At 71.8% G+C, this 19,616-nt stretch carries 15 protein-coding genes and 1 tRNA gene; 4 read left to right on the top strand and 12 right to left on the bottom strand.

Translation table 11 applies throughout. The annotated features are described in order from the left end of the window. Window positions 1–48: 48 nt before the first annotated feature. The gene (gene ilvA / locus BIU96_RS10995; protein WP_071292645.1) at window positions 49–1,293 is read right to left on the bottom strand and encodes a threonine ammonia-lyase; all 1,245 of its coding nucleotides are present in this window, start codon (window positions 1,291–1,293) and stop codon (window positions 49–51) included. A gap of 46 nt (window positions 1,294–1,339) precedes the next feature. Continuing rightward, window positions 1,340–2,605 carry an AI-2E family transporter gene (locus BIU96_RS10990; RefSeq protein WP_254786096.1) on the bottom strand — a complete coding sequence of 422 codons (1,266 nt, stop codon included), beginning with the start codon at window positions 2,603–2,605 and terminating at the stop codon, window positions 1,340–1,342. 93 nt (window positions 2,606–2,698) lie between these two features. Between BIU96_RS10990 and BIU96_RS10985 the strand changes: the two genes are divergently transcribed. Then, window positions 2,699–3,958 (top strand): winged helix-turn-helix domain-containing protein, encoded by a 1,260-nt coding sequence (locus tag BIU96_RS10985; protein WP_071292643.1) that lies wholly within the window; start codon window positions 2,699–2,701, stop codon window positions 3,956–3,958. A 159-nt stretch (window positions 3,959–4,117) separates the two neighbouring features. Here BIU96_RS10985 and BIU96_RS10980 read toward each other — a convergent pair whose 3' ends face one another. After that, a complete protein-coding gene (locus BIU96_RS10980) occupies window positions 4,118–5,017 on the bottom strand; it encodes a M48 family metallopeptidase (RefSeq protein WP_071292642.1) in 900 nt (299 codons plus the stop codon). A 21-nt stretch (window positions 5,018–5,038) separates the two neighbouring features. Next, window positions 5,039–5,620: a LemA family protein gene (locus BIU96_RS10975; protein ID WP_071292641.1), complete on the bottom strand. Its 582-nt coding sequence runs from the start codon at window positions 5,618–5,620 to the stop codon at window positions 5,039–5,041. 228 nt (window positions 5,621–5,848) lie between these two features. On the opposite strand from BIU96_RS10975, the gene BIU96_RS10970 reads away from it, so the two are divergent. Both BIU96_RS10970 and BIU96_RS10965 read left to right on the top strand, forming a co-directional pair. Then, window positions 5,849–8,221 (top strand): hypothetical protein, encoded by a 2,373-nt coding sequence (locus tag BIU96_RS10970; protein ID WP_071292640.1) that lies wholly within the window; start codon window positions 5,849–5,851, stop codon window positions 8,219–8,221. An 88-nt stretch (window positions 8,222–8,309) separates the two neighbouring features. After that, complete coding sequence (locus BIU96_RS10965) at window positions 8,310–9,980, top strand: class I adenylate-forming enzyme family protein (protein ID WP_071292639.1); 1,671 nt, start codon at window positions 8,310–8,312, stop codon at window positions 9,978–9,980. A 66-nt stretch (window positions 9,981–10,046) separates the two neighbouring features. Here BIU96_RS10965 and BIU96_RS10960 read toward each other — a convergent pair whose 3' ends face one another. The 8 genes from BIU96_RS10960 to BIU96_RS10925 all read right to left on the bottom strand — a co-directional run bounded on the left by BIU96_RS10960 (window position 10,047) and on the right by BIU96_RS10925 (window position 18,091). Beyond that, entirely contained in the window at window positions 10,047–11,387 is a 1,341-nt protein-coding gene (locus tag BIU96_RS10960) for a threonine/serine exporter family protein (RefSeq protein ID WP_139199966.1), read from the bottom strand. Between the two features lie 166 nt (window positions 11,388–11,553). Then, window positions 11,554–11,627, bottom strand: a tRNA-Leu gene (locus BIU96_RS10955). A gap of 73 nt (window positions 11,628–11,700) precedes the next feature. Next, window positions 11,701–13,170: an NAD(P)/FAD-dependent oxidoreductase gene (locus BIU96_RS10950; RefSeq protein ID WP_071292638.1), complete on the bottom strand. Its 1,470-nt coding sequence runs from the start codon at window positions 13,168–13,170 to the stop codon at window positions 11,701–11,703. 41 nt (window positions 13,171–13,211) lie between these two features. After that, entirely contained in the window at window positions 13,212–13,760 is a 549-nt protein-coding gene (locus tag BIU96_RS10945) for a DUF501 domain-containing protein (RefSeq protein WP_071292637.1), read from the bottom strand. Window positions 13,761–13,795: 35 nt separating this feature from the next. Further along, on the bottom strand, window positions 13,796–14,329 hold the full coding sequence (locus tag BIU96_RS10940) for a septum formation initiator family protein (RefSeq protein ID WP_083402824.1): 534 nt from the start codon (window positions 14,327–14,329) through the stop codon (window positions 13,796–13,798). Between the two features lie 212 nt (window positions 14,330–14,541). Continuing rightward, window positions 14,542–15,825: a phosphopyruvate hydratase gene (gene eno / locus BIU96_RS10935; protein WP_071292636.1), complete on the bottom strand. Its 1,284-nt coding sequence runs from the start codon at window positions 15,823–15,825 to the stop codon at window positions 14,542–14,544. A 116-nt stretch (window positions 15,826–15,941) separates the two neighbouring features. After that, on the bottom strand, window positions 15,942–17,186 hold the full coding sequence (hisS, locus tag BIU96_RS10930; RefSeq protein ID WP_071292635.1) for a histidine--tRNA ligase: 1,245 nt from the start codon (window positions 17,184–17,186) through the stop codon (window positions 15,942–15,944). Between the two features lie 266 nt (window positions 17,187–17,452). Further along, complete coding sequence (locus BIU96_RS10925; protein WP_071292634.1) at window positions 17,453–18,091, bottom strand: MazG family protein; 639 nt, start codon at window positions 18,089–18,091, stop codon at window positions 17,453–17,455. Between the two features lie 120 nt (window positions 18,092–18,211). On the opposite strand from BIU96_RS10925, the gene nhaA reads away from it, so the two are divergent. Next, complete coding sequence (gene nhaA / locus BIU96_RS10920; RefSeq protein ID WP_071292633.1) at window positions 18,212–19,390, top strand: Na+/H+ antiporter NhaA; 1,179 nt, start codon at window positions 18,212–18,214, stop codon at window positions 19,388–19,390. Window positions 19,391–19,616: the final 226 nt, after the last annotated feature.

The following is a 19,616-nucleotide window of genomic DNA, read 5'->3' as shown; positions in this document are numbered from 1 at the left end:
CGCGCCTCCTGTCCGTCTGCGGCTGGTCTGCAGTGCTGTGGCCAGCCGTCAGTGCTCCAGCAGCTCCGGCCGGAAGCCCACCTCGCGCAGGCGGTGGATGACCTCCTGTGCGTGCTCGGGGCCGCGCGCCTCGATCGACAGGTCGAGGGCGACCTCGTTGATGACGAGCCCCTGCCCGTGGCGGGTGTGCAGGACCTCGACGACGTTCGCGCCGGCGTCCGAGATGACCTGCGAGACCCGGGCGAGCTGGCCCGGACGGTCCGGCAGCATGATCCGGATCCCGATGTAGCGGGACGCGGCGACGAGGCCGCGGGTGATCACGCGCTCCATCATGAGCGGGTCGATGTTGCCGCCGCTCAGCAGCACGACGGTGCGGCCGGTGTCGCGGACCGCGCCGGACATGATCGCGGCGACGCCGACGGCACCCGCCGGCTCGACGACGAGCTTGGCGCGCTCGAGCAGCACCAGCAGCGCACGGGCGACGTCGTCGTCGGAGACCGTCACGATCTGGTCCACCAGGTCGCGGATGATCGGGAAGTTCAGGTCGCCGGGGCGCGCGACCGCGATGCCGTCGGCGATCGTCGGCTTCGTGGTGACGGTGACGGGCTCGCCGGCCTCGATCGAGCTCGGGTACGCCGCGGCGTTCTCGGCCTGCACCCCGACCACGCGGATCGTCCGGCCGAGACGCTCGGCCATGCCCTTCACGGCGAGGGCGATGCCAGCGATGACGCCACCGCCGCCGATCGGGACGACGACGGTGTCGGCGTCCGGCACCTGGTCGAGGATCTCGAGGCCGAGCGTGCCCTGGCCGGCGATCACCGCGGGGTGGTCGAACGGCGGGATGAACACGGCTCCGGTGCGGTGCGCGAAGTCCTTGGCGGCGCTCAGGGCCTCTTCCACCGAGTGGCCGCGGAGGACCACCTCGGCGCCGTAGTGGCGCGTCGCCTGCAGCTTCGGCAGGGCCACCCCGACGGGCGTGAAGATCGTCGCGGGGATGCCGAGCTCGCGGGCGGCCAGGGCGACCCCCTGCGCGTGGTTGCCCGCGCTGGCGGCGACGACCCCGGCGGCGCGCTGCTCCGGCGTCAGGGCGACAAGGCGGTTGTACGCACCCCGGACCTTGTACGCACCGGTGCGCTGCAGGTTCTCGCACTTGAGGTGCACGGGCGACCCGAGCACCTCGGCGAGGAAGTGCGAGGTCTCCATCGGCGTGACGCGTGCGACCCCGGCGATCGTCTCGCGCGCCTGCTCGATGTCGTCGAGCGTCGGGATCAGGGTCGCAGTGGAGTCGGTCACGGTCCCATCATCGTCGGTCCGGGTGCTTCCTGACGAACCCGTGACGTCAGTTGGTGCTGGCCGTTCCCTCAGCCGCGGTGGGCTCGGGCTTGCTGCCGGGCGGCGGGACGTCGTCGCCGACCTTGTGGCGACGGCGGCGCATCAGCTGCAGCTGCCCGTGCTGCCCGCGCTTCGGGGTCGCCTCGAGCACGTGGTCGGAGTCGAGCCGGGCCCAGCGGCCGGAGGCGATCGTCGTCACCATGGCGTTCAGGGTGGCGATCAGCGGTACGGCGAAGAACGCGCCGGCGATGCCCGCCAGGCCGGACGCCGCGGTGACGCCGAGCACGACCGCCAGGGGGTGCACCTTGACCGCGTTGCCCATCACGAGGGGCTGCAGGATGTGTCCCTCGATCTGCTGCACGAGCAGGACGACGCCGAGCACCAGGACGGCGGCGAGCGGCCCGTTGAAGATGAGGGCGACGAACACCGCGAGGAACCCGGTGACGATCGCACCGACGACGGGAATGAACGCACCGAGGAAGACGAAGGCCGCGATCGGGATCACGAGCGGCATGCCACCGAAGAAGAGCCCGACGATGAACGCACCGAGGCCGATGCCGACCGCGTCCACGAACGCGACGAAGATCTGCACCCGGATGAAGCTCGTCAGGGTGATCCAGCCGGCGACCCCGGCGCCGTCGACGGCCGCACGGGCCTTGCGCGGGAAGAGCCGGACCGTCCAGCGCCAGACGTTCTTGCCGTCGACGAGCAGGAAGATCGTCGTGAACAGGATGATGAAGAGCGCCTCGAAGACGTGCGTGGCACCGGACCCGGCGCTCGCGACCCCGGACAGGATCGACGCCGAGTTGTCCTGCAGCCACTTCGTGCCGTCGTCGAGCCAGCCGTTGACGTCGCCCTGGGTGATGCCGAGACCGGAGTTGAGGACGAGGTCCTTGATGTTCGCGTACTGGTCGACCGTGCGGTCACGGAGCGACGGGTACGACGCGATGATCTGGTCGACGACGAGCCAGATGAGCCCGCCGAGCGCCGCGAGACCACCGAGCAAGCTGATCACGATGGCCGCCCACTTCGGGACGTGGTGCCGCTGCATCCAGTTCGAGATCGGGACGAGCAGCGCCGAGATGACGATGCCGACGAGGAACGGGATGAGGATCTGGCTGAAGATCGTCATCAGCCAGATGAAGACCGCGATGACCCCGACGACCACGAGTACCCGCCACGACCACGCCCCGGCGATGCGCACACCCATCGGGACGCTCTCCTCGACCACGGGGTCGGGATGCGTCGGCTGCTGCTTTCTCGCCCATGCCATGCCGCGAGTGTACCGATGTGCCTCCTGACAGGTACCAGATGCGGCATACACACGCCGTGCGGCTTGTCGGCGGGCCTCGGTAGCGTCGGTCGCATGGTCAGGACCACGCTCTCCGCCGCCGAGGCCCGACGGGTGGCGTTGGCCGCCCAGGGGTTCGGGCAGGCGCCGACCGACACCGTCTCGACCCGGGCGCTCACGGCCGGGTTCGCGCGGCTCGGGCTCCTGCAGATCGACTCGGTCAACGTCTTCGAGCGCAGCCACTACCTGCCGTTGTTCGCCCGCCTCGGCGCCTACGACAAGTCGGCACTCGACCGCCGGTCGCTGACGGCCCGCGGCCCCTGGACGGAGTACTGGGCGCACGAGGCAGCCTTCATCGACCGAGACGACCTCCCCCTCTTCCGTTGGCGGATGGACGCGCTGCGTGCCCGCGACGCCGGCCCCACCCGGGTCGACGCGGTCACCCGGACCGAGGGGGTCCGTCGTGAGCTGCAGGCCCTGCTCCGCGCCGAGGGACCGATGCCCGCGAGCGCCGTCGAGCACGAGTCGAACGTCCGGCGTGGTCCGTGGTGGGGCTGGAGCGACGTCAAGCTCGGCCTCGAGCAGATGTTCCGCTGGGGCGACGTCGTGACGGCGGGCCGCTCCGGCTTCGAGCGCGTCTACGCCCTGCCCGAACAGGTGCTGCCGGCCGGCACCCTCGAGACCGCCCCCGCTCGCCCGGCAGCGGTGCTCCGACTCGTCCGGCACGCCACGCGCGCGCTCGGGGTCGGGACGCGCGCGGACATCGCCGACTACTTCCGGCTGCGCTCCGACGACACGGCTGCCGCGATCGCCGACCTCACCGCCGCGGGTGAGCTCCTGCCGGTGCAGGTCGAGGGGTGGGGCGAGCGCGCCTGGCTACACGCCGACGCGCGGGTCCCCCGCCGGGTCTCGGCCGACGCCGTCCTCAGCCCGTTCGACCCCGTCGTGTGGTTCCGGCGACGGGCCGAGCGGATGTACGGCTTCCACTACAGGATCGAGATCTACACGCCGGCGCCGAAGCGGGTGTTCGGGTACTACGTGCTGCCGGTGCTGCAGGACGACCGGCTGGTCGGGCGCGTCGACCTCAAGAACGACCGGCAGCGCGGGGTGCTGCGGGTCCGGACGGCGTGGCAGGAACCCGGGGAACGGCTCGATGCCGACCGGCTGGCCGACACCCTGCGGCGGACCGCTGCGTGGCAGGGGCTCGACGGGGTCGAGGTCACCGACCGCGGCACCGCGGCTGCCGCCGTCGCCACCGCGCTCGGCGTCCCGCTCGTGCCGCACGAGGCAGCCGACGACGCGGACGCGACCGCGGCACCGGACCCAGCGGTGTGACGGCCCGGAGGCGCGGGGCGGGCCCGCACCGCGCCTCCAGGCCTGCAGCTGGTCACGCGCGCGGTCGCGTGATCGCGTCCTGGGAGCAGAAATCGTCGAGGACGACCGGACCACCCGACGGCTTGTGCTCCCCCGACGCCGGCGGCCGGACCGCGCGCGTCAGAACCGGTCGAGGCTGCCGCGGAGCCGCGCGATGCGGTCCGGCAGCGGCGGGTGCGTCGAGAACAGCCGGTCCATCACGCCGGGCCGCATCGGGTCGGCGATCCAGAGGTGCGCCATCGACGAGTTCTGCGTCTGCGTCGGCCGCCCGTACGCTCCGAGCTTCTCGAGCGCCCGCGCCAGGCCCTCCGGGTGCCGCGTCGTCATCGCACCGGTGGCGTCAGCCAGGTACTCCCGCTGCCGCGACACCGCTGCCTGCACGCCGGCGGCGGCGATCGGCGCGACGATGACCGCCACGAGTCCGGCGATGAGCAGGATCGGGTTGTTGCCACCGGAGTCGTTGTTCCGACTGCGACCGCCGGACAGGCCGCTGAAGATCGAGATCCGGAGCAGCACGTCGGCGATCAGCCCCACCGCGACGACGAGCCCGAACACCATCGTCGACACCCGGATGTCGTAGTTCCGGACGTGGCCGAGTTCGTGGGCCATCACGCCCTCGAGCTCCTGGTCGTCCATGATCGCCAGCAGCCCGGTGGTCGCGGCGACGACGGCGTGCTCGGGGTCACGGCCGGTGGCGAAGGCGTTCGGGGACGGGTCCTGGATGACGAAGACACGGGGCATCGGCATCCCGGTGGCGATGGCGAGGTTCTCGACCGTGCGCCAGAGGCGGGGCTCCGTCGACCGGTCGATCTCGACGCCGCCGGCGATCGCGGTCGCCTGCCGCGCGGCCGTGAAGTACTGCAGGACCGCGTACCCGATCGCGACGACCAGGACGACGACCCCGATCGAGACGTTGCCGGCGAGGTACCCGCCGAGGAACCCGAGCGCCCCGATGAGGAGCAGGAACACCAGGACGATCAAGACGGTGTTGCGCTTGTTGCGCGCGATCGCGCTGTACACGTCAGACCGACGTCGGGCGGATCAGAACTGGACGCGCGGCGGTTCCGCGATCGCCGCGGGCTCGGCGGTCTCGAAGAAGGACGCCTCGGAGAAGCCGCGGCTCTTCGCGAACGACGAGTTCGGGAAGACCCGGATCTTCGTGTTGAGTTCGCGGACGCCGCCGTTGTAGAAGCGCCTGGCCGACTGGATCTTGTCCTCGGTGTCGACGAGCTCGGACTGCAACTGCAGGAAGTTCTGGCTCGACTGCAGCTGCGGGTAGCCCTCGGCCACGGCGAAGACGCTCTTGAGCGCCTTCTGCATGTGTCCCTCGGCGGTGGAGGCCGTCGAGGCGTCTCCGGCGCTCAGCGTCTCGGAGCGGGCCTTCGTGACGTCGTCGAAGACGGCCTTCTCGTGGGTGGCGTACCCCTTGACCGTCTCCACGATCGTGGGGATGAGGTCGGCGCGGCGCTTCAGCTGGACCGAGATGTCGCTCCAGGCCTCGTCCACGCGGACCTTCAGGGTGACCAGCGCGTTGTAGGTGACCCAGAGGTAGATCCCGACGACCACGAGGAGGACCACCACCACTCCGACGACGATCAGCGTCGTGATGAGTCCGGTGTCCATGAGGGCGTACTCCTTTGCGCGTCGGGATCCGCGGTGGTTCCTGGCCGGAACGGCCGGGATCGATTGTATCGACGCACGACACCTGCTCCTGTCCGGGGCCGCGGTTCACGGCCGATTCCCGAGTCGTACACACCGGGCGTCCGGCCTCGTCGGCGTGTCGGCCGTCCGGCGGACATCATCCCTTCGACGTATTGACCCCGGGCGCTCGATCACGTGGGATGGGTTCGGATGCACACGCGCGGGGAGAACGTGGACGAACGGGTGGTCGGGGGCGACCGCCCCGTCCGGCGATCCCGTTTCGCGCTGCTGAGCGTCGGCGCGGTGGCCCTCGTCGCGGCCCTGCTCGGCGCTGCGGCGGCACCGGCGTTCGCCGCGGGTGACGCCGCGCCCACGAGCGACACGGCGGCACCCTCGCTGTCGGGGGACGCGGACGACACGACCGTGCCCCCGCAGCTCTCGGCTCCGACCGGCACCCCCACGGGTTCCCCACAGAACCACCTCACGCCGAGCCCCGGCGCGCCGACGACCTCGCCCACCCCGCGCCCGGTCAAGCCGCACATCGCCGACCCCGGTGACATCACGAGCGGCACCGTGCGGTTCAGCGGCACCGGCACCCCGGGTCACGCGGTCCGCGTGGCCGGTCCCGCCGCGACCGGGGCCTCCGGGTGCCCCGCGACGGTGTCGGCCGCCGGCACCTGGTCGTGCTTCGCCGCCGTCTCCTCGGGCCCCGGCCAGGTCTTCACCGTCAGCGACCGCACTGCTCCCGAGCTCGGCACGGCACGCACCCCGGCCGCCGACGTCATCGTGCCGCCCACGGTCACGACCGCGCGTCCGACGAACGGCCCGGTCAGCGGCACCGGCCGGCCCGGGTCCACCGTCACGCTCTCCGTCTCGGGGTCCACCGGGGAGCGCAGCGCCGTCGTCGGTCGCGACGGCCGTTGGACGGTCTCCCTCGGTGGGAGCACCCCCACGAGCGGCGGTGACGCCCGCCTGTCGGTCAGTGCCACGCAGACCGCGAGCACCGCCGACGGATACCGGTCGGACCTGCGGAGTGCCGCCTCGGCGCCGGTCACGATCACCCTCGACCGCACGGCGCCGACGGCACCGCGGATCACCTCGCCCGGGGTGGGCGACCGGGTACGCGCGCAGTCGACGGTGGTGTCCGGCACCGGCGAGCCCCGGGCCGTGCTGACCGTGTACGCCGACCGCGCCCCGGTGTGCCGTGTCGACGTGCCCGCCTCCGGTCGGTGGTCCTGCACGACCACGGGGTCGACCCTCGTCCCCGGCTCCCGGACCATCAGCGCGACGCAGCAGGACGCTGCCGGCAACTTCTCGCGGTCCTCGGCCGAGGTCGTCGTCCGCGTGGTGCCGTCGACGTCGACGTCGACGCCGACCGGCGTGAGCGGTACCGGCACGCCCACCGCGACCGGCGCCAGCGAGGGCCCGGTCTCCGGCACCGACTCCGCGAGCGGCACGCCGGGGAGCGGGACCGCCCCCGGCAGCACCGGCGGCGGCGCGACGGGCGGCAGCAGCGACGGCAGCAGCAGCGGTGCCGCGGGATCGGGCAGCGGCCCCGGAGCGGGCGGCCCGCCGAGCCCGCGCGGCCTCGACTGGTCCGGCCCGGCCGGCGACTGGTCGGCCTCCACCGCCTACGACTCCACGGTCCCGACGATCCAGGCCGCCTTCTCGTGGCGCACCGTCCTCGTAGCCACCGCCGTCGCGGCCGGGTTCCTCGTGCTCATCGCCGGCCCGCTCGCCCTGGTCGCCGGGGCGGCACGCGGTCGGCTCCGCAACCCCTTCGCCGCCGTGCTCGGCCGGAACCGGCCGCACGCCGAGCGACGTCGCGGCGAGGACCTGTTCCCGACCTGGGCCTCGATCACCGTGGCCGTCCTCGTGGTGGGGCTGTGCACGGTGCTCGGCGTGGGTGTCTCGCTCGAGGCCCGCTACGTCCGCCTGGCGATCGCCGTCCTGCTCGGGGCTGCGGTGCTCGCGACCACCGTCGTGCTGGCGAGTCGCTGGGCCGCCGGCGCCGATCGGGCGACCATCGGGTTCCGGGTGTCGCCGTGGCTCGTCCTCGCCGCCCTGATCGCCTGCGGGATCACCCGCGCGTTCGACCTCTCCCCCGCCGTCATCGTCGGCGCGGTGCTCCTGCCCGTGGGGCGTCCGCACGCCGACACCGCGTCGCTCCGACTCGGCGCGACGGTCGCCGCGAGTGCCCGGAGCGCGACCTGGCGATCGGTGGCGCTGCTGGTGGTCGCGGCGGTCGGCTGGGTGCTGCACTCGGTGACGCCGGGGTCGGGCTTCTGGGGTTCGATCGTGTCCGAGTTCGCGATCACCCTCTGCGTCGGCGGTCTCGGCGCGGTGGTCGCCACGATGCTCCCGCTGGCGGGTTCCGCCGGGCAGTCGCTGCTCGAGGAGACCCGCGGCCGTTACACCGCGATCGCCGCCGTCGCGGTCGCACTGGCCGCCGCGGTGTACTCCGGCTCCGCCGGCACCCACGTCTCCCCCGTCGTCCTGGTGGTCGCCGCCGCCGGGTGCACGGCCGCCGCGGTCGCGAGCCGCCTCTGGCTGCGCGCGTTCCGGACCGACCAGGTCGCCTGACCGCCGCCGGGCCAGTCCGCGTGGTCGGGGCTCCGGATACGCTGACGAGCGGTGCTCCACGGCACCACGACCGTCCCAGGGAGCGACGATGACCCAGACCCGATCCGACTACGACCCGACCCGCTTCCGCGAGGTGTTCGAGGGCAGCTACACCTACGCGAACGGCTTCGCGCGGAACACCCACCGCTTCGCGGACCGTCCCGCGCTGCGTGAGCCGGACACGGGCCGGTCGTGGACGTACGCGGAGCTCGGGGCCGACGTCGACCGGATCGCGGGGTGGCTCGTCCGCCACGGCGCCGGGCGCGGCTCGGTGGTCATGGTGGAGCTCTTCAACTCCCCCGAGTTCGCGATGCTCTACCTGGCGTGCCACCGGATCGGCGCCGTGTTCTCCCCGACGAACTTCCGGCTCGCCCCCGACGAGGTCGCCTTCATCATCGAGGACTCCGCTCCCGTGGTGCTGGTGTACGACGCCGATCGGACGGCCGACGTCATCGCGGCGCTCCGGAGCGCCGACCACGAGCCCCGCCACGTGGTCGTCGTCGGCGAGGCCCTCCGCGAGCACACCCGCTTCGCCGAGCTCCTCGCCGCCGACCCCGTCACCGCCGACGAGCTCGCCGCCGCCGAACCCCGCAGCACCTACGACGAGACCACCCGCCTCTACACCTCGGGGACGACCGGCCGCCCGAAGCCGGTTCCGTTGCCGAGCCTCGTCGAGGTGCTCAGCGCCCACGACGTGATCATGCACTTCCCGCTCAGCCCGTTCGACAAGACGCTGAACATGTCCCCGCTGTTCCACCGCGGCGGCCTCTACTCGGGCGGCCCGAACCCCGTGTTCTACGTCGGCGCCGAGCTCACCACGCTCCGGAAGTTCGACGCGGACCGCGTGCTCGACCTGGTCGAGTCGGAACGCCTCACCTTCCTCATCGGTGCCCCGCCGAACCTGGTGCAGCTCGCGAATGCGCAAGAGGCGAAGCCCCGCGACCTCTCGTCACTCAACGGCATCGTGACGATGGGCGCCCCGCTCGACCGTGCCGCGGCACTGCGCTACCAGCAGCTCCTGTCGCCGCGGATCTTCAACGGGTACGGCACGACCGAGACCTTCTGGAACACGTTCCTCCGCCCCGAGGACTTCCCGGACGGCGCCGGGTCCACCGGTCGCGCCTCCACCGACGACGACGTCGCCGTGGTCCGCGTCTACGAGGACCGGCTCGCCGACCCGTCCGACACGGTGCCGAAGGACGGCTCGGAGATCGGCGAGTTCGCGGTCCGCACCGTGAAGTCGGGCTACTCGTACCGGAACCCCGGCCTCGAGGCGGAGAAGTTCGCGAACGGCTGGTTCTACCCGGGTGACCTCGCGACGTGGGACGAGCACGAGCGGGTCACGATCGTCGGCCGCAAGGACGACATGATCATCTCCGGCGGAGAGAACGTGCACCCGGTCCAGGTCGAGGCCGCGCTGCAGGAGCACCCGGGCGTCGCCGACTCGATCGTCGTCGGTGTGCCGGACGAGCAGTGGGGCGAGGTCGTCGTCGCGTACGTCGTGCGGACACCGGACCGCCTGCCGGAGGACGACCTCGCGGCCGCCGCCGTGCTCGAGGACTGGACGGGGTCGCACCCCGGCCTCGCCCGGTACAAGCGTCCGCGCCGGTACCGCTTCGTCACCGAGCTCCCCTACAACGCGACGGGCAAGAAGGTGCACTACCTCGCGAAGGCGCGTGCGGCCGACGACCAGGCGGCCGGTCTGCTCATCGAGCCGTAACGTCCGACAGGTGACCGGGTGCGGGCCCGGAGGCGCGTGGCGGGCCCGCCATGCGCCTCCAGGCCGTCACCGCGTCGCGTCCACCCCGCGATGGGGCGCGTTGCGCGCGAACAGGCCGGGCAGCAGCCCGCCGATCTTGGTGCCGATGCAGAGGCTGACGAACGTCGCCAGCGGTGTCGCCAGGGCCTCGGGGTTGAACGTGGCGACCGCGACGAGCCCGACCGTCCCGGGCACGAGCAGCAGGAACGCCGGGAAGAACGACACCGTCGCCGGGATCGCCGGCACCAGGCGCTCGAGCAGGCGCGTCGCCACGAACAGCAGTGCGGCCGTCGCACCGGTCGCCACCACGCTGCCCCAGAGCGGCGTCGTGCCGCTCACGAGCGCGTAGGCGGTGACCATGACGGCGACCGACACCAGGGTCAGGCGCCACCCGGACCGGAAGACCAGCCCGAGCCCGACCGCCAGGCCGACCACGGCCACCCAGGACACCCAGTAGGACGGGACCGCCTCCCAGCCGCCGCGGTCGTTGCCGATGCCGGCCACCTCGCCGACGAGCGCCGCCGAGGACGGGTCGACGTGCAGCCCGGTCAGCGCACTGCCGGCTGCGATCCCGGCGGCCATGAACCCGAGCATGATGAGCCCCTGCACGAGCCGCGAGGCACCGGTGACGATGTCGGCGGCGGTGAGTTCGAGCAGGGCGTTCGTGATGAGCGCGCCGGGTACGAACACCGCCACCGGGGCGCACACCGCGAAGAGCGGGACGTGGTCGAACCCGGTGCCGGCGGCGACGAGTCCGACGACAGCCGTCGACATGAAGGCCGCCAGGAACGGGATGATCGCCACAGCCTCGCGGAAGCGGCGGAGCACGAGCCCGATGACGCCGACGAGCGCACCGACCCCGAGCGCGACGAGGATCGCCCACCACGGGCAGCGGAACACGACCGCGAGCCCCGCCGAGGTCAGGGCGTTGCCGAGGATCCACGGCAGCGCGGGCGGCGGCACGGTGCCGGCGCGGATGGCACGGACGCGTGCCGGGATCTCGACGAGGCCGATCGACCCGCTCTCGAGACCCAGCACGAGCCGGTTCGCCCGGGCGGCCTGCCGCGAGGACAGCTCGACGCCCTCGGCGTTCACGATCGTGGCCGCGCCGGTCGAGGTCTCGCTGACCATGACGAGCGCGGGGAGCACCCCGACCGCGAGCGTGGGGCCGACCCCGGCGGCGTCGCGGGCTTTCTCGAGCGCCGAACGGACGTCGGTGACGGAGCTGCCGGCGTCGAGCAGCAGGGCCCCGAGCGTGCCGAGGAGCATGCCGACGGGGACGGTCTCGCCGTCGACGACCTCGACGTGGGCCTCGGGGCGGTTGAGGGCGTTCCGCAGGTTCGCGATCGCGCTTCCGAGACTGGCCACGGACGTCGATGCTACTGGTCCGCGCGGGCCGGGGCCTGCCGCAGGCCGGGCACCTGCCGCGGGCCGCGCGCCTGCCGCGGGTTTCGCGCTCAGCGACAGTTCTCGCGCCGCGAACCCCGTGAAGTGTCGCTCAGCCCGAATCTCGGCGCGCGCGGACGGAGTCTCGTACCCCCGGTGGGACTCGAACCCACAACTCAGCGATTTTAAGTCGCGTGCCTCTACCGATTGGGCCACGGGGGCGGGCCGCAACAGCCTACCGACGCGACGAGGCGGCCACCCCGTCGGGGTGACCGCCTCGTCGTGGAGCGTGTCGCTACTTGGCGTCGGCCTCGGCCTTCACGGGCTCGGCGTCGTTCGAGACGTCCTTCGCCGGCTCGCCGTACGCGGGACCCGCGGCACCGGCGGGCTGTCCCTCGGCCGGAGCAGCAGCGACGGGCGCGGGCGCCTCGGCAGCGGGCTTCGGACGCGACGCGAACTCCTCGAACGCGGCGCGCGGGGTCTCACGGTCGTCGAGCGACGCGATGTCGCGGCCGAGGAAGAAGCCCCCGACCCAGTCGCCGATGACGCGCCACTTGCGCTCCCACGACGGCATCGCCAGGCCGTGGTAGCCGCGGTGGGCGCCCCAGGCGAGGAAGCCCTTCATCGCGAACTTGCCCGACTGGAACACGCCGATGCCGAGCCCGAGGCCCGCGACGGCGCCGAGGTTCTCGTGCTTGTAGTCGTTCGTGGCCTCGCCGCGCATCGTCGCGACGACGTTCTTCGCGAGCTGCTTCGCCTGGCGCACGGCGTGCTGGGCGTTCGGCACGCAGAAGCCGCCGACACCGCCACCGGTCAGGTCCGGCACGGCAGCGACGTCGCCGCAGGCCCATGCGTCCGCGATCACGCCGTTGTCGTCGACGACGCGCAGGTCGGGCTGCACGCGGATGCGACCGCGCTGCTCGAGCGGCAGGTCGGTGCCCTTCACCATCGGGTTCGCCATGACGCCGGCGGTCCAGATGATGAGGTCCGACTCGATCTTCTCGATCGCGCCGTCGGTGGTCTTGAGCTCGCAGACGCCGCCCACGGCCGAGGCCAGCTGCGTCTCGAGGTGCACGGTGGCACCGCGCTGGGCGAGGTTGTCGAGCACCCAGTGCGACGTCTCGAGCGAGACCTCGGGCATGATGCGCCCCATCGCCTCGACCAGGTGGAAGTGGGTGTCGTCGAAGGACAGCTGCGGGTAGCTCTTCAGCAGGTCGGACGCGAACGAGCGGAGCTCGGCGAAGACCTCGATGCCGGCGAAGCCACCGCCGACCACGACGACGGTCAGCAGACGGTCGCGCTCCGGTCCGGCCGGCAGGTTCGCCGCCTTGTGGAAGTTCGTGAGGATCTTGTCGCGGATCGCCGCGGCCTCTTCGATGGTCTTGAGGCCGATGGCCTCGTCCGCGACGCCCGGGATCGGGAAGGTGCGCGAGACCGCGCCCGCGGTCATGACGATCTGGTCGTAGGACTCTTCCCACGCCGCACCCTCGGTCGGGGTGATCGTCGCCGTCTTGGTGGCGTGGTCGACCTTCGTGACCTTGGCCGTGACGACACGCGTCTTCTTGAGGTGGCGACGGTGCGAGACGATCGCGTGGCGCGGCTCGATGGAACCGGCGGCGACCTCGGGGAGGAACGGCTGGTACGTCATGTACGGCAGCGGGTCCACCATCACGACCTCTGCTTCGCCCGGGCGAAGGTGCTTCTCGAGCTTCCAGGCGGTGTAGAAGCCGGCGTAACCGCCGCCGACGACGAGGATCTTGGGCACGGGGAATGATCTCCTTGGATGGGGGTTGGCCGGGAGTCGAGTCAGACTTCGCCGCCACCCGCCCCGACTCCAGCGTCTGCACCGCCATCATACGCCCGGCACTCACACCGGGAGGGCGACCAGCTCGCGCGCTCGAGCGCGAGGTCGCCGATGGGGTTGACACCGGGTCCGGCGGCGAGGGCGTGGCCGACGAGCGCGTGCAGGCACTTCACGCGGGTGGGCATGCCACCGGCGCTGATCCCGTCGATCTCGTCGACGTGCTCGATCGACTCACGATCGGCCAGGTAGGACTCGTGCGCCGCGCGGTACTGCGCAGCGACGTCGGGGTCCTCGAGGAGGGCTGCCAGCTCCGGCATGACCTGGTTGGCCTCGAGGGTGCTGACCGCGGCGGTGGCCGCGGGGTGGCACAGGTAGTAGAACGTCGGGAACGGGGTGCCGTTCGACAGTCGGGGCTTCGTGGAGACGACCGTGGGGTTGCCACAGACGCAGCGGGCCGCGATCCCGATGACGTCGCGAGCCGGTCGGCCGAGCTGCGCCGAGACGACCTGGACGTCGCGTTCGGAGGGCGGGTCGAAGGGAGGGGTCGTCACGGGGACGAGAGCCTACCGGAGTCCCGAGGCGCGGGCTACTTCGTGTCGCCGGTGCCGGTGACGTCGGGTGCGACCAGCTCCTGCTTCGTCTGCTCGGTCAGGCCGGACGTGAGCACCGACGACAACATCGCCTGCACCCAGTCGACCTTCGGGGTCTGCACCGTCGAGCTCACGGGGGTGCCGGAGTCGGTCGTGGGCTTGCCGTCGGGCTTCGACGCCTCGGTCCCCATCACGAGGTAGCTCTCCTCGCCCGGGTACACGTAGAGCAGCCGGTCTCGCGCCTGCGCTTCGATGTAGGCGGGGTCGTCCCAGCGTGCGACGTCCTTCTGCTTCTGCGTGACGTCGGCCTTCTGGCTGGCCACCTCGCGCTGCTGCTGCGCGATCTGCTCCTGCTGCTGGATGAGCGTGCGGAGGGAGGGCGCGAGCACGACGACGAACAGCACGATGATCGCGAGCATGAGCAGGCTGAACCCGGAGAACCGGATCGACCGGTACCAGGGGTGTTCGGTCGTGCCGTTCTCCGGCATGGCCACGGGGACGCGGCGGACGCGGGGCTTCTCACTGGGCACGGTCCGACGATAACCCGGCCGCGGTGGTCGGGGTGGTCGGCACGCGGCGGTTCGGTGCCCTCCCAGCGTCCGCACCGGGCCTGGAGGCGCGGCTCACCACCGCCTCGCCCGCACCGTCCGACGGGTGGTCGCGCCGACCACCGCACCGCCCGCGTGCACGACGCCGCCCTCCCGAGGGAGGACGGCGTCGCGTCGTGCGTGGCGGTCCGTGCTTACAGCGCGGCCGAACGCGGGAAGGCCGAGCGACCGGCGTAGACCGCGGCGTCGCCCAGCTCTTCCTCGATGCGGAGGAGCTGGTTGTACTTCGCGACGCGGTCCGAGCGGGCCGGCGCACCGGTCTTGATCTGGCCGCCGTTCACCGCGACCGCGATGTCCGCGATCGTGGTGTCCTCGGTCTCGCCCGAGCGGTGCGACAGGATCGCGGTCATGCCGTGGCGCTGCGCGAGGGACACGGCATCGAGGGTCTCGGTCAGCGTGCCGATCTGGTTGACCTTCACGAGGATCGAGTTGCCGGCCTTCTCGTCGATCCCGCGCTGCAGGCGCTTCGGGTTCGTGACGTAGAGGTCGTCGCCGACGATCTGCACCTTGTCGCCGAGCTCGGCGGTCAGGTGGGTCCAGCCGGCCCAGTCGTCCTCGGCCAGCGGGTCCTCGATGGTCGCGAGCGGGTAGTCGCGGACGAGCTCGGAGAAGTAGGCGGTGAACTCCTCGCTCGAGAGCTGCTTGCCCTCGAAGGAGTACTTGCCGTCGTTGAAGAACTCGGTCGAGGCGACGTCGAGGCCCAGCGCGATGTCCTTGCCCGGCGTGAACCCGGCCTTCTCGATCGCCGCGAGCAGGAAGTCGAGCGCGGCGCGGTTCGACGCGAGCTCCGGCGCGAAGCCGCCCTCGTCGCCGAGGCCGGTCGCGAGCCCCTGCTTCTTCAGCTCGCCCTTGAGGGCGTGGTACGTCTCGACGCCCCAGCGGAGTGCCTCGGAGAAGGACTCGGCGCCGTACGGCACCAGGAAGAACTCCTGGATGTCGACATTGGTGTCGGCGTGCGCCCCACCGTTGACGACGTTCATCAGCGGCACGGGCAGCGTGTGCGCGTTCGGGCCACCGAGGTAGCGGAACAGCGGCAGGTCAGCCGAGTCGGCGGCGGCACGGGCCACGGCGAGCGAGGCGCCGAGGATCGAGTTCGCACCGAGGCGCGACTTGTTCTCGGTCCCGTCGAGCTCGATGAGCGCGGCGTCGACGAGGCGCTGGTCGGTGGCGTCGAAGCCCTCGAGTGCCGGGCCGATCTCGTCGAGGACGGCGTCGACCGCCTTCAGGACGCCCTTGCCGCCGTAGCGGGCCTTGTCTCCGTCACGGAGTTCGTACGCCTCGAACGCACCGGTGGAGGCACCGGAGGGGACGAGCGCGCGGGACACGACGCCGTCGTCGAGGAGGACCTCGACCTCGACCGTCGGGTTGCCTCGGGAATCGAGGACTTCGCGTGCTCCTACGGCATCGATCACGGCCACGGGGTACTCCCTACACGTTCGGTTGTGGTGATTGCGGGACCGATCCTACCGACGCCGGGTGGACACGAGTCCCGGATGACGTCCGCTGTGGAGAACCGGACGGCAGGACGGTCGGTTCAGGCGAGCGGACGGAACTCCACGCCCTCGAGCGACTCGGTGTCCGCCGTCACGGTGGCGAACGCGTCGAACCCCTGCGCGACGAGCCCGGCGAGCAGGTTCTTCGTGTTCTTCGTCCGGCGTTCCAGGCGCACGCGGCGGTGCCCCTCGAGCGCCTCGGACTGCAGTGCCGCGAGCCGCACCGGGTCGACGTCCTTGTCGTACACGAGCACGACGGCGTCGGACTCGGCCGACTCGGGCAGCGTGACGAGGTCGACCAGCCGCTCGAACCCGAGCGAGAACCCGACCGCAGGCACGTCCTGGCCGAGGAAGCGTCCGATCATGCCGTCGTAGCGCCCGCCGCCGCCCAGGCTGTAGCCGAAGTCCGGGTGCGCGACCTCGAAGATCGTGCCGGTGTAGTAGCCCATGCCGCGCACGAGCGTCGGGTCGAAGCGCAGGTCGACGCCCGGGAGCGCCGCGCGGAGGCGGAGCAGGTCGTCGAACGCCGCGGTGTCGAGCCACTCCGCGCCGACGACGGACTCCCAGTCGGCCGACCCGAGCGAGCGGATCGTGTCCTCGAGCCCCGGCAGGTCGACGCCGACCGTGTCGCGGAGCTCGGCGGCCACACCGTCCGGTCCGATCTTGTCGAGCTTGTCGATCGTGATCAGCGCCCGGTCGGCGGTCGCGGGTTCGGTGATCCCCCACGAGGCGAGCAGGGCGAGCAGGATCCGCCGGTCGTTGATCCGGATCGTCGTGCCGGCGATCCCGAGCGCGTCGAGCGCCGCCGTGGTCGCACGGATGAGCTCGATCTCGGCGAGCTGCCCGGGCTCGCCCAGGATGTCGATGTCGCACTGGACGAACTGGCGGTAGCGGCCCTTCTGCGGACGCTCGGCACGCCAGACCGGGGCGATCTGCACCGACCGGAACACCGCGGGCAGCTCGGCGCGGTGCGTGGCGTAGAACCGGGCGAGCGGCACGGTCAGGTCGAACCGGAGCCCGAGGTCGGCCAGGTCCAGCGGAGCCTCGGCGCGCTGCAGGTCCTCGGTGGAGAGGCCGCGCTTCATGACGGCGAACGCGAGCTTCTCGTTGTCGCCGCCGAGCCCGGAGTGGAGCCGCGCGGCGTCCTCGACGACCGGGGTCTCGATCTCGTCGAACCCGTGCCGCGTGTACACCCCTCGGATCACGCCCAGGACGTGCTCCCGCCGGGCCTTGTCCGCGGGGAGGAAGTCACGCATGCCACGGGGTGCCGTCACGGTCGTTGCCATGCGGCAATTCTGGCAGACGGTCGTTCGCGAGTTGCGCCGCCCCCGAACTTCTGATATGTTTTATCCAGAACCTCGGTCGGACACGTGCCTGATCCACGTGTCGGACCGATCGCGAGGGCACCGTGCTGCAGTGTGCCCCGCGGTTCGAGCGGGCTTCCCTGGCGACACCGCATCCCTGGTGGGGTCGTCTGCCCGCTCGCGGGCGTCCTCCTTTTTTCGGGTTGGGAGGACGCCCGCACTCTCTCGGACAGCGACCGCGATCGCGCTCACTCGCCGCGGCGACCGGCTGCTTCCAGCTCGGCGACCGCCGCACGGAGGCTGGCGACCGGGTCGACACCGGCGCTCCGCGCTGCCGCGACCGACGCGAGCATCGTCGCTCCCCACGCGGGGTCCACCGCGCCGGACGTCGCCGGAGTACCCGACACGACGGACGCGACGACCGCGTCGGCGTCCCCACGTTCCTCCAGGCGTTCCAACAGCTTCACTGCGCGCTCGAGCGGCGGCATCGCCCGCGGCACCCCGTCGAACAGACTGCGTCGGCCCGACTTCTCGGCTGCCTTCGCCGCACGCCAGACCCGGACCACGTCCTCGACGGTGTCGGCGTGCTCGTCGCCGAAGACGTGCGGGTGACGCCGGACCATCTTGTCGCGGGCGTCGGCGGCGATGTCCTCGAGGTCGAACGACTCCGCGAGACCCGCGTGCAGCACGACCTGGTAGAGCACGTCGCCGAGTTCCTCGCGCAGCTCGTCGTCGTCCCCGGAGTCGATCGCGTCGACGAGTTCGTAGGCCTCTTCGACCGCGTACCGACTCAGGGTGGAATGGGTCTGCTCGCGGTTCCAGACGCAGCCCCCGACGGGGTCGAGCAGGCGGTCGACGACGGCGACGAGGTCCGAGACGGCGGTCATGTCGTCATCGTGCCACGCCCCGCCGCCTGGACGTCCGCCGTGCACGGCCGGTATGCTGCACGTGGCGTGTCGGGAAGTCTGGTCGACGGACCATCACCCGAACCCACTTCACGGAGCTCCATGTCGGCACTCGTCCGTTCCCCCCGCTTCAGCGCCATCGCCCTCCTGACCGCAGCCGTGCTCGGCCTGGTCGTGGCGAACTCGCCGCTCGGTCCCGGTCTCGAAGACCTCCTGCACGTGCACGCCCCGTGGGGCGCGGTCGGACTCGACCTCTCGGTGTCGCACTGGATCAGCGACGGCCTGCTCGCGGTGTTCTTCCTGCTCGTCGCGATCGAGCTGAAGCACGAGCTCGTCGCCGGCGAGCTGTCGAACCCGAAGACCGCGATCATCCCGGCGATCGCGGCGGTCGGTGGCGTCGTCGTGCCGGCGGGCGTGTACCTCGCGGTGACGGCGGGCACACAGTACGGACACGGGTGGCCGATCCCGACCGCGACGGACATCGCCTTCGCACTCGGCGTCCTCGCGATGTTCGGCCGCGGTCTGCCCTCGACGCTCCGGGTGTTCCTGCTGGCGCTGGCCGTGCTCGACGACCTCATCGCCATCATCATCATCGCCGTCGTGTTCGCGCACGACACGGACTTCCTCGCGCTCGGCGGTGCCGTCGTCGTGCTCGCGCTGTTCTGGCTCCTCGGCAAGGCGCTCCGCCCCGGGCGGCCGGGCCAGGCGTGGGTCATCGTCGGCATGGTCGTGCTCGGCGTCGTGACGTGGTGGCTCGTCTACCACTCCGGGGTGCACGCGACGATCGCCGGAGTGGCACTCGGGCTCGTCCTGCCCCGCCGCCCCGGGCACACCCTGCACGAGAACGTCGAGCCGTGGTCGAACGCGATCGTGCTGCCGGTGTTCGCGTTCGCGTCGGCCGCGGTGGTCGTCCCCGCAGTCGGCATCAGCGAGCTCTCCCCCACGTTCTGGGCGGTGGTGCTCGCGCTGCCGGTGGGCAAGGTCATCGGGATCACGCTGTTCGGCTCGATCGCGACGCGGATCTTCCGGGCGCCGGGACGGTCGACGCTGTCGTTCTGGTCGATCGTCACCGTGGGCGTGCTCGGCGGCATCGGCTTCACGGTCTCGCTGCTCATGAACGAGCTGGCGTTCGCGCGGAACGAGGAGATCCTCGACGAGGGCGTCCTCGCCGTGCTGGTCGGCTCCGGGATCGCCATCGTGGCGTCCGCCGTGGTCGTCAGCCTGCGGGCGCGGCAGTACCGGGCGCGGCGGGAGCTCTCCGAGGCCGAGGCGACGGAGTAGCGCCGCGCGACATCCCACCCGTCGAACGACAGGTGGAGAGTCGGAACATGCACACGCACCTGTTGCGTGCGCATGGTGCGACATCCCACGCGTCGATCGACCGGTGGAACGTCGCACCATGCGCGCGCATCTTCCGACGGCGGAGGTCCGGCAGGGGAACGCGACGCACCGGGCGTCGCAGCACGTGCCGTGGACGCGACCGTCGACGGTCTGGAGGCGCGGTGCG

Origin of the sequence: Curtobacterium sp. MCBA15_008, assembly GCF_001865065.1 — a bacterium.
Classification (GTDB): Bacteria; Actinomycetota; Actinomycetes; order Actinomycetales; family Microbacteriaceae; genus Curtobacterium.
The sequence above is the reverse complement of the archived record's forward strand: the minus strand, read 5'-3'. Positions and strand labels throughout refer to the sequence as shown.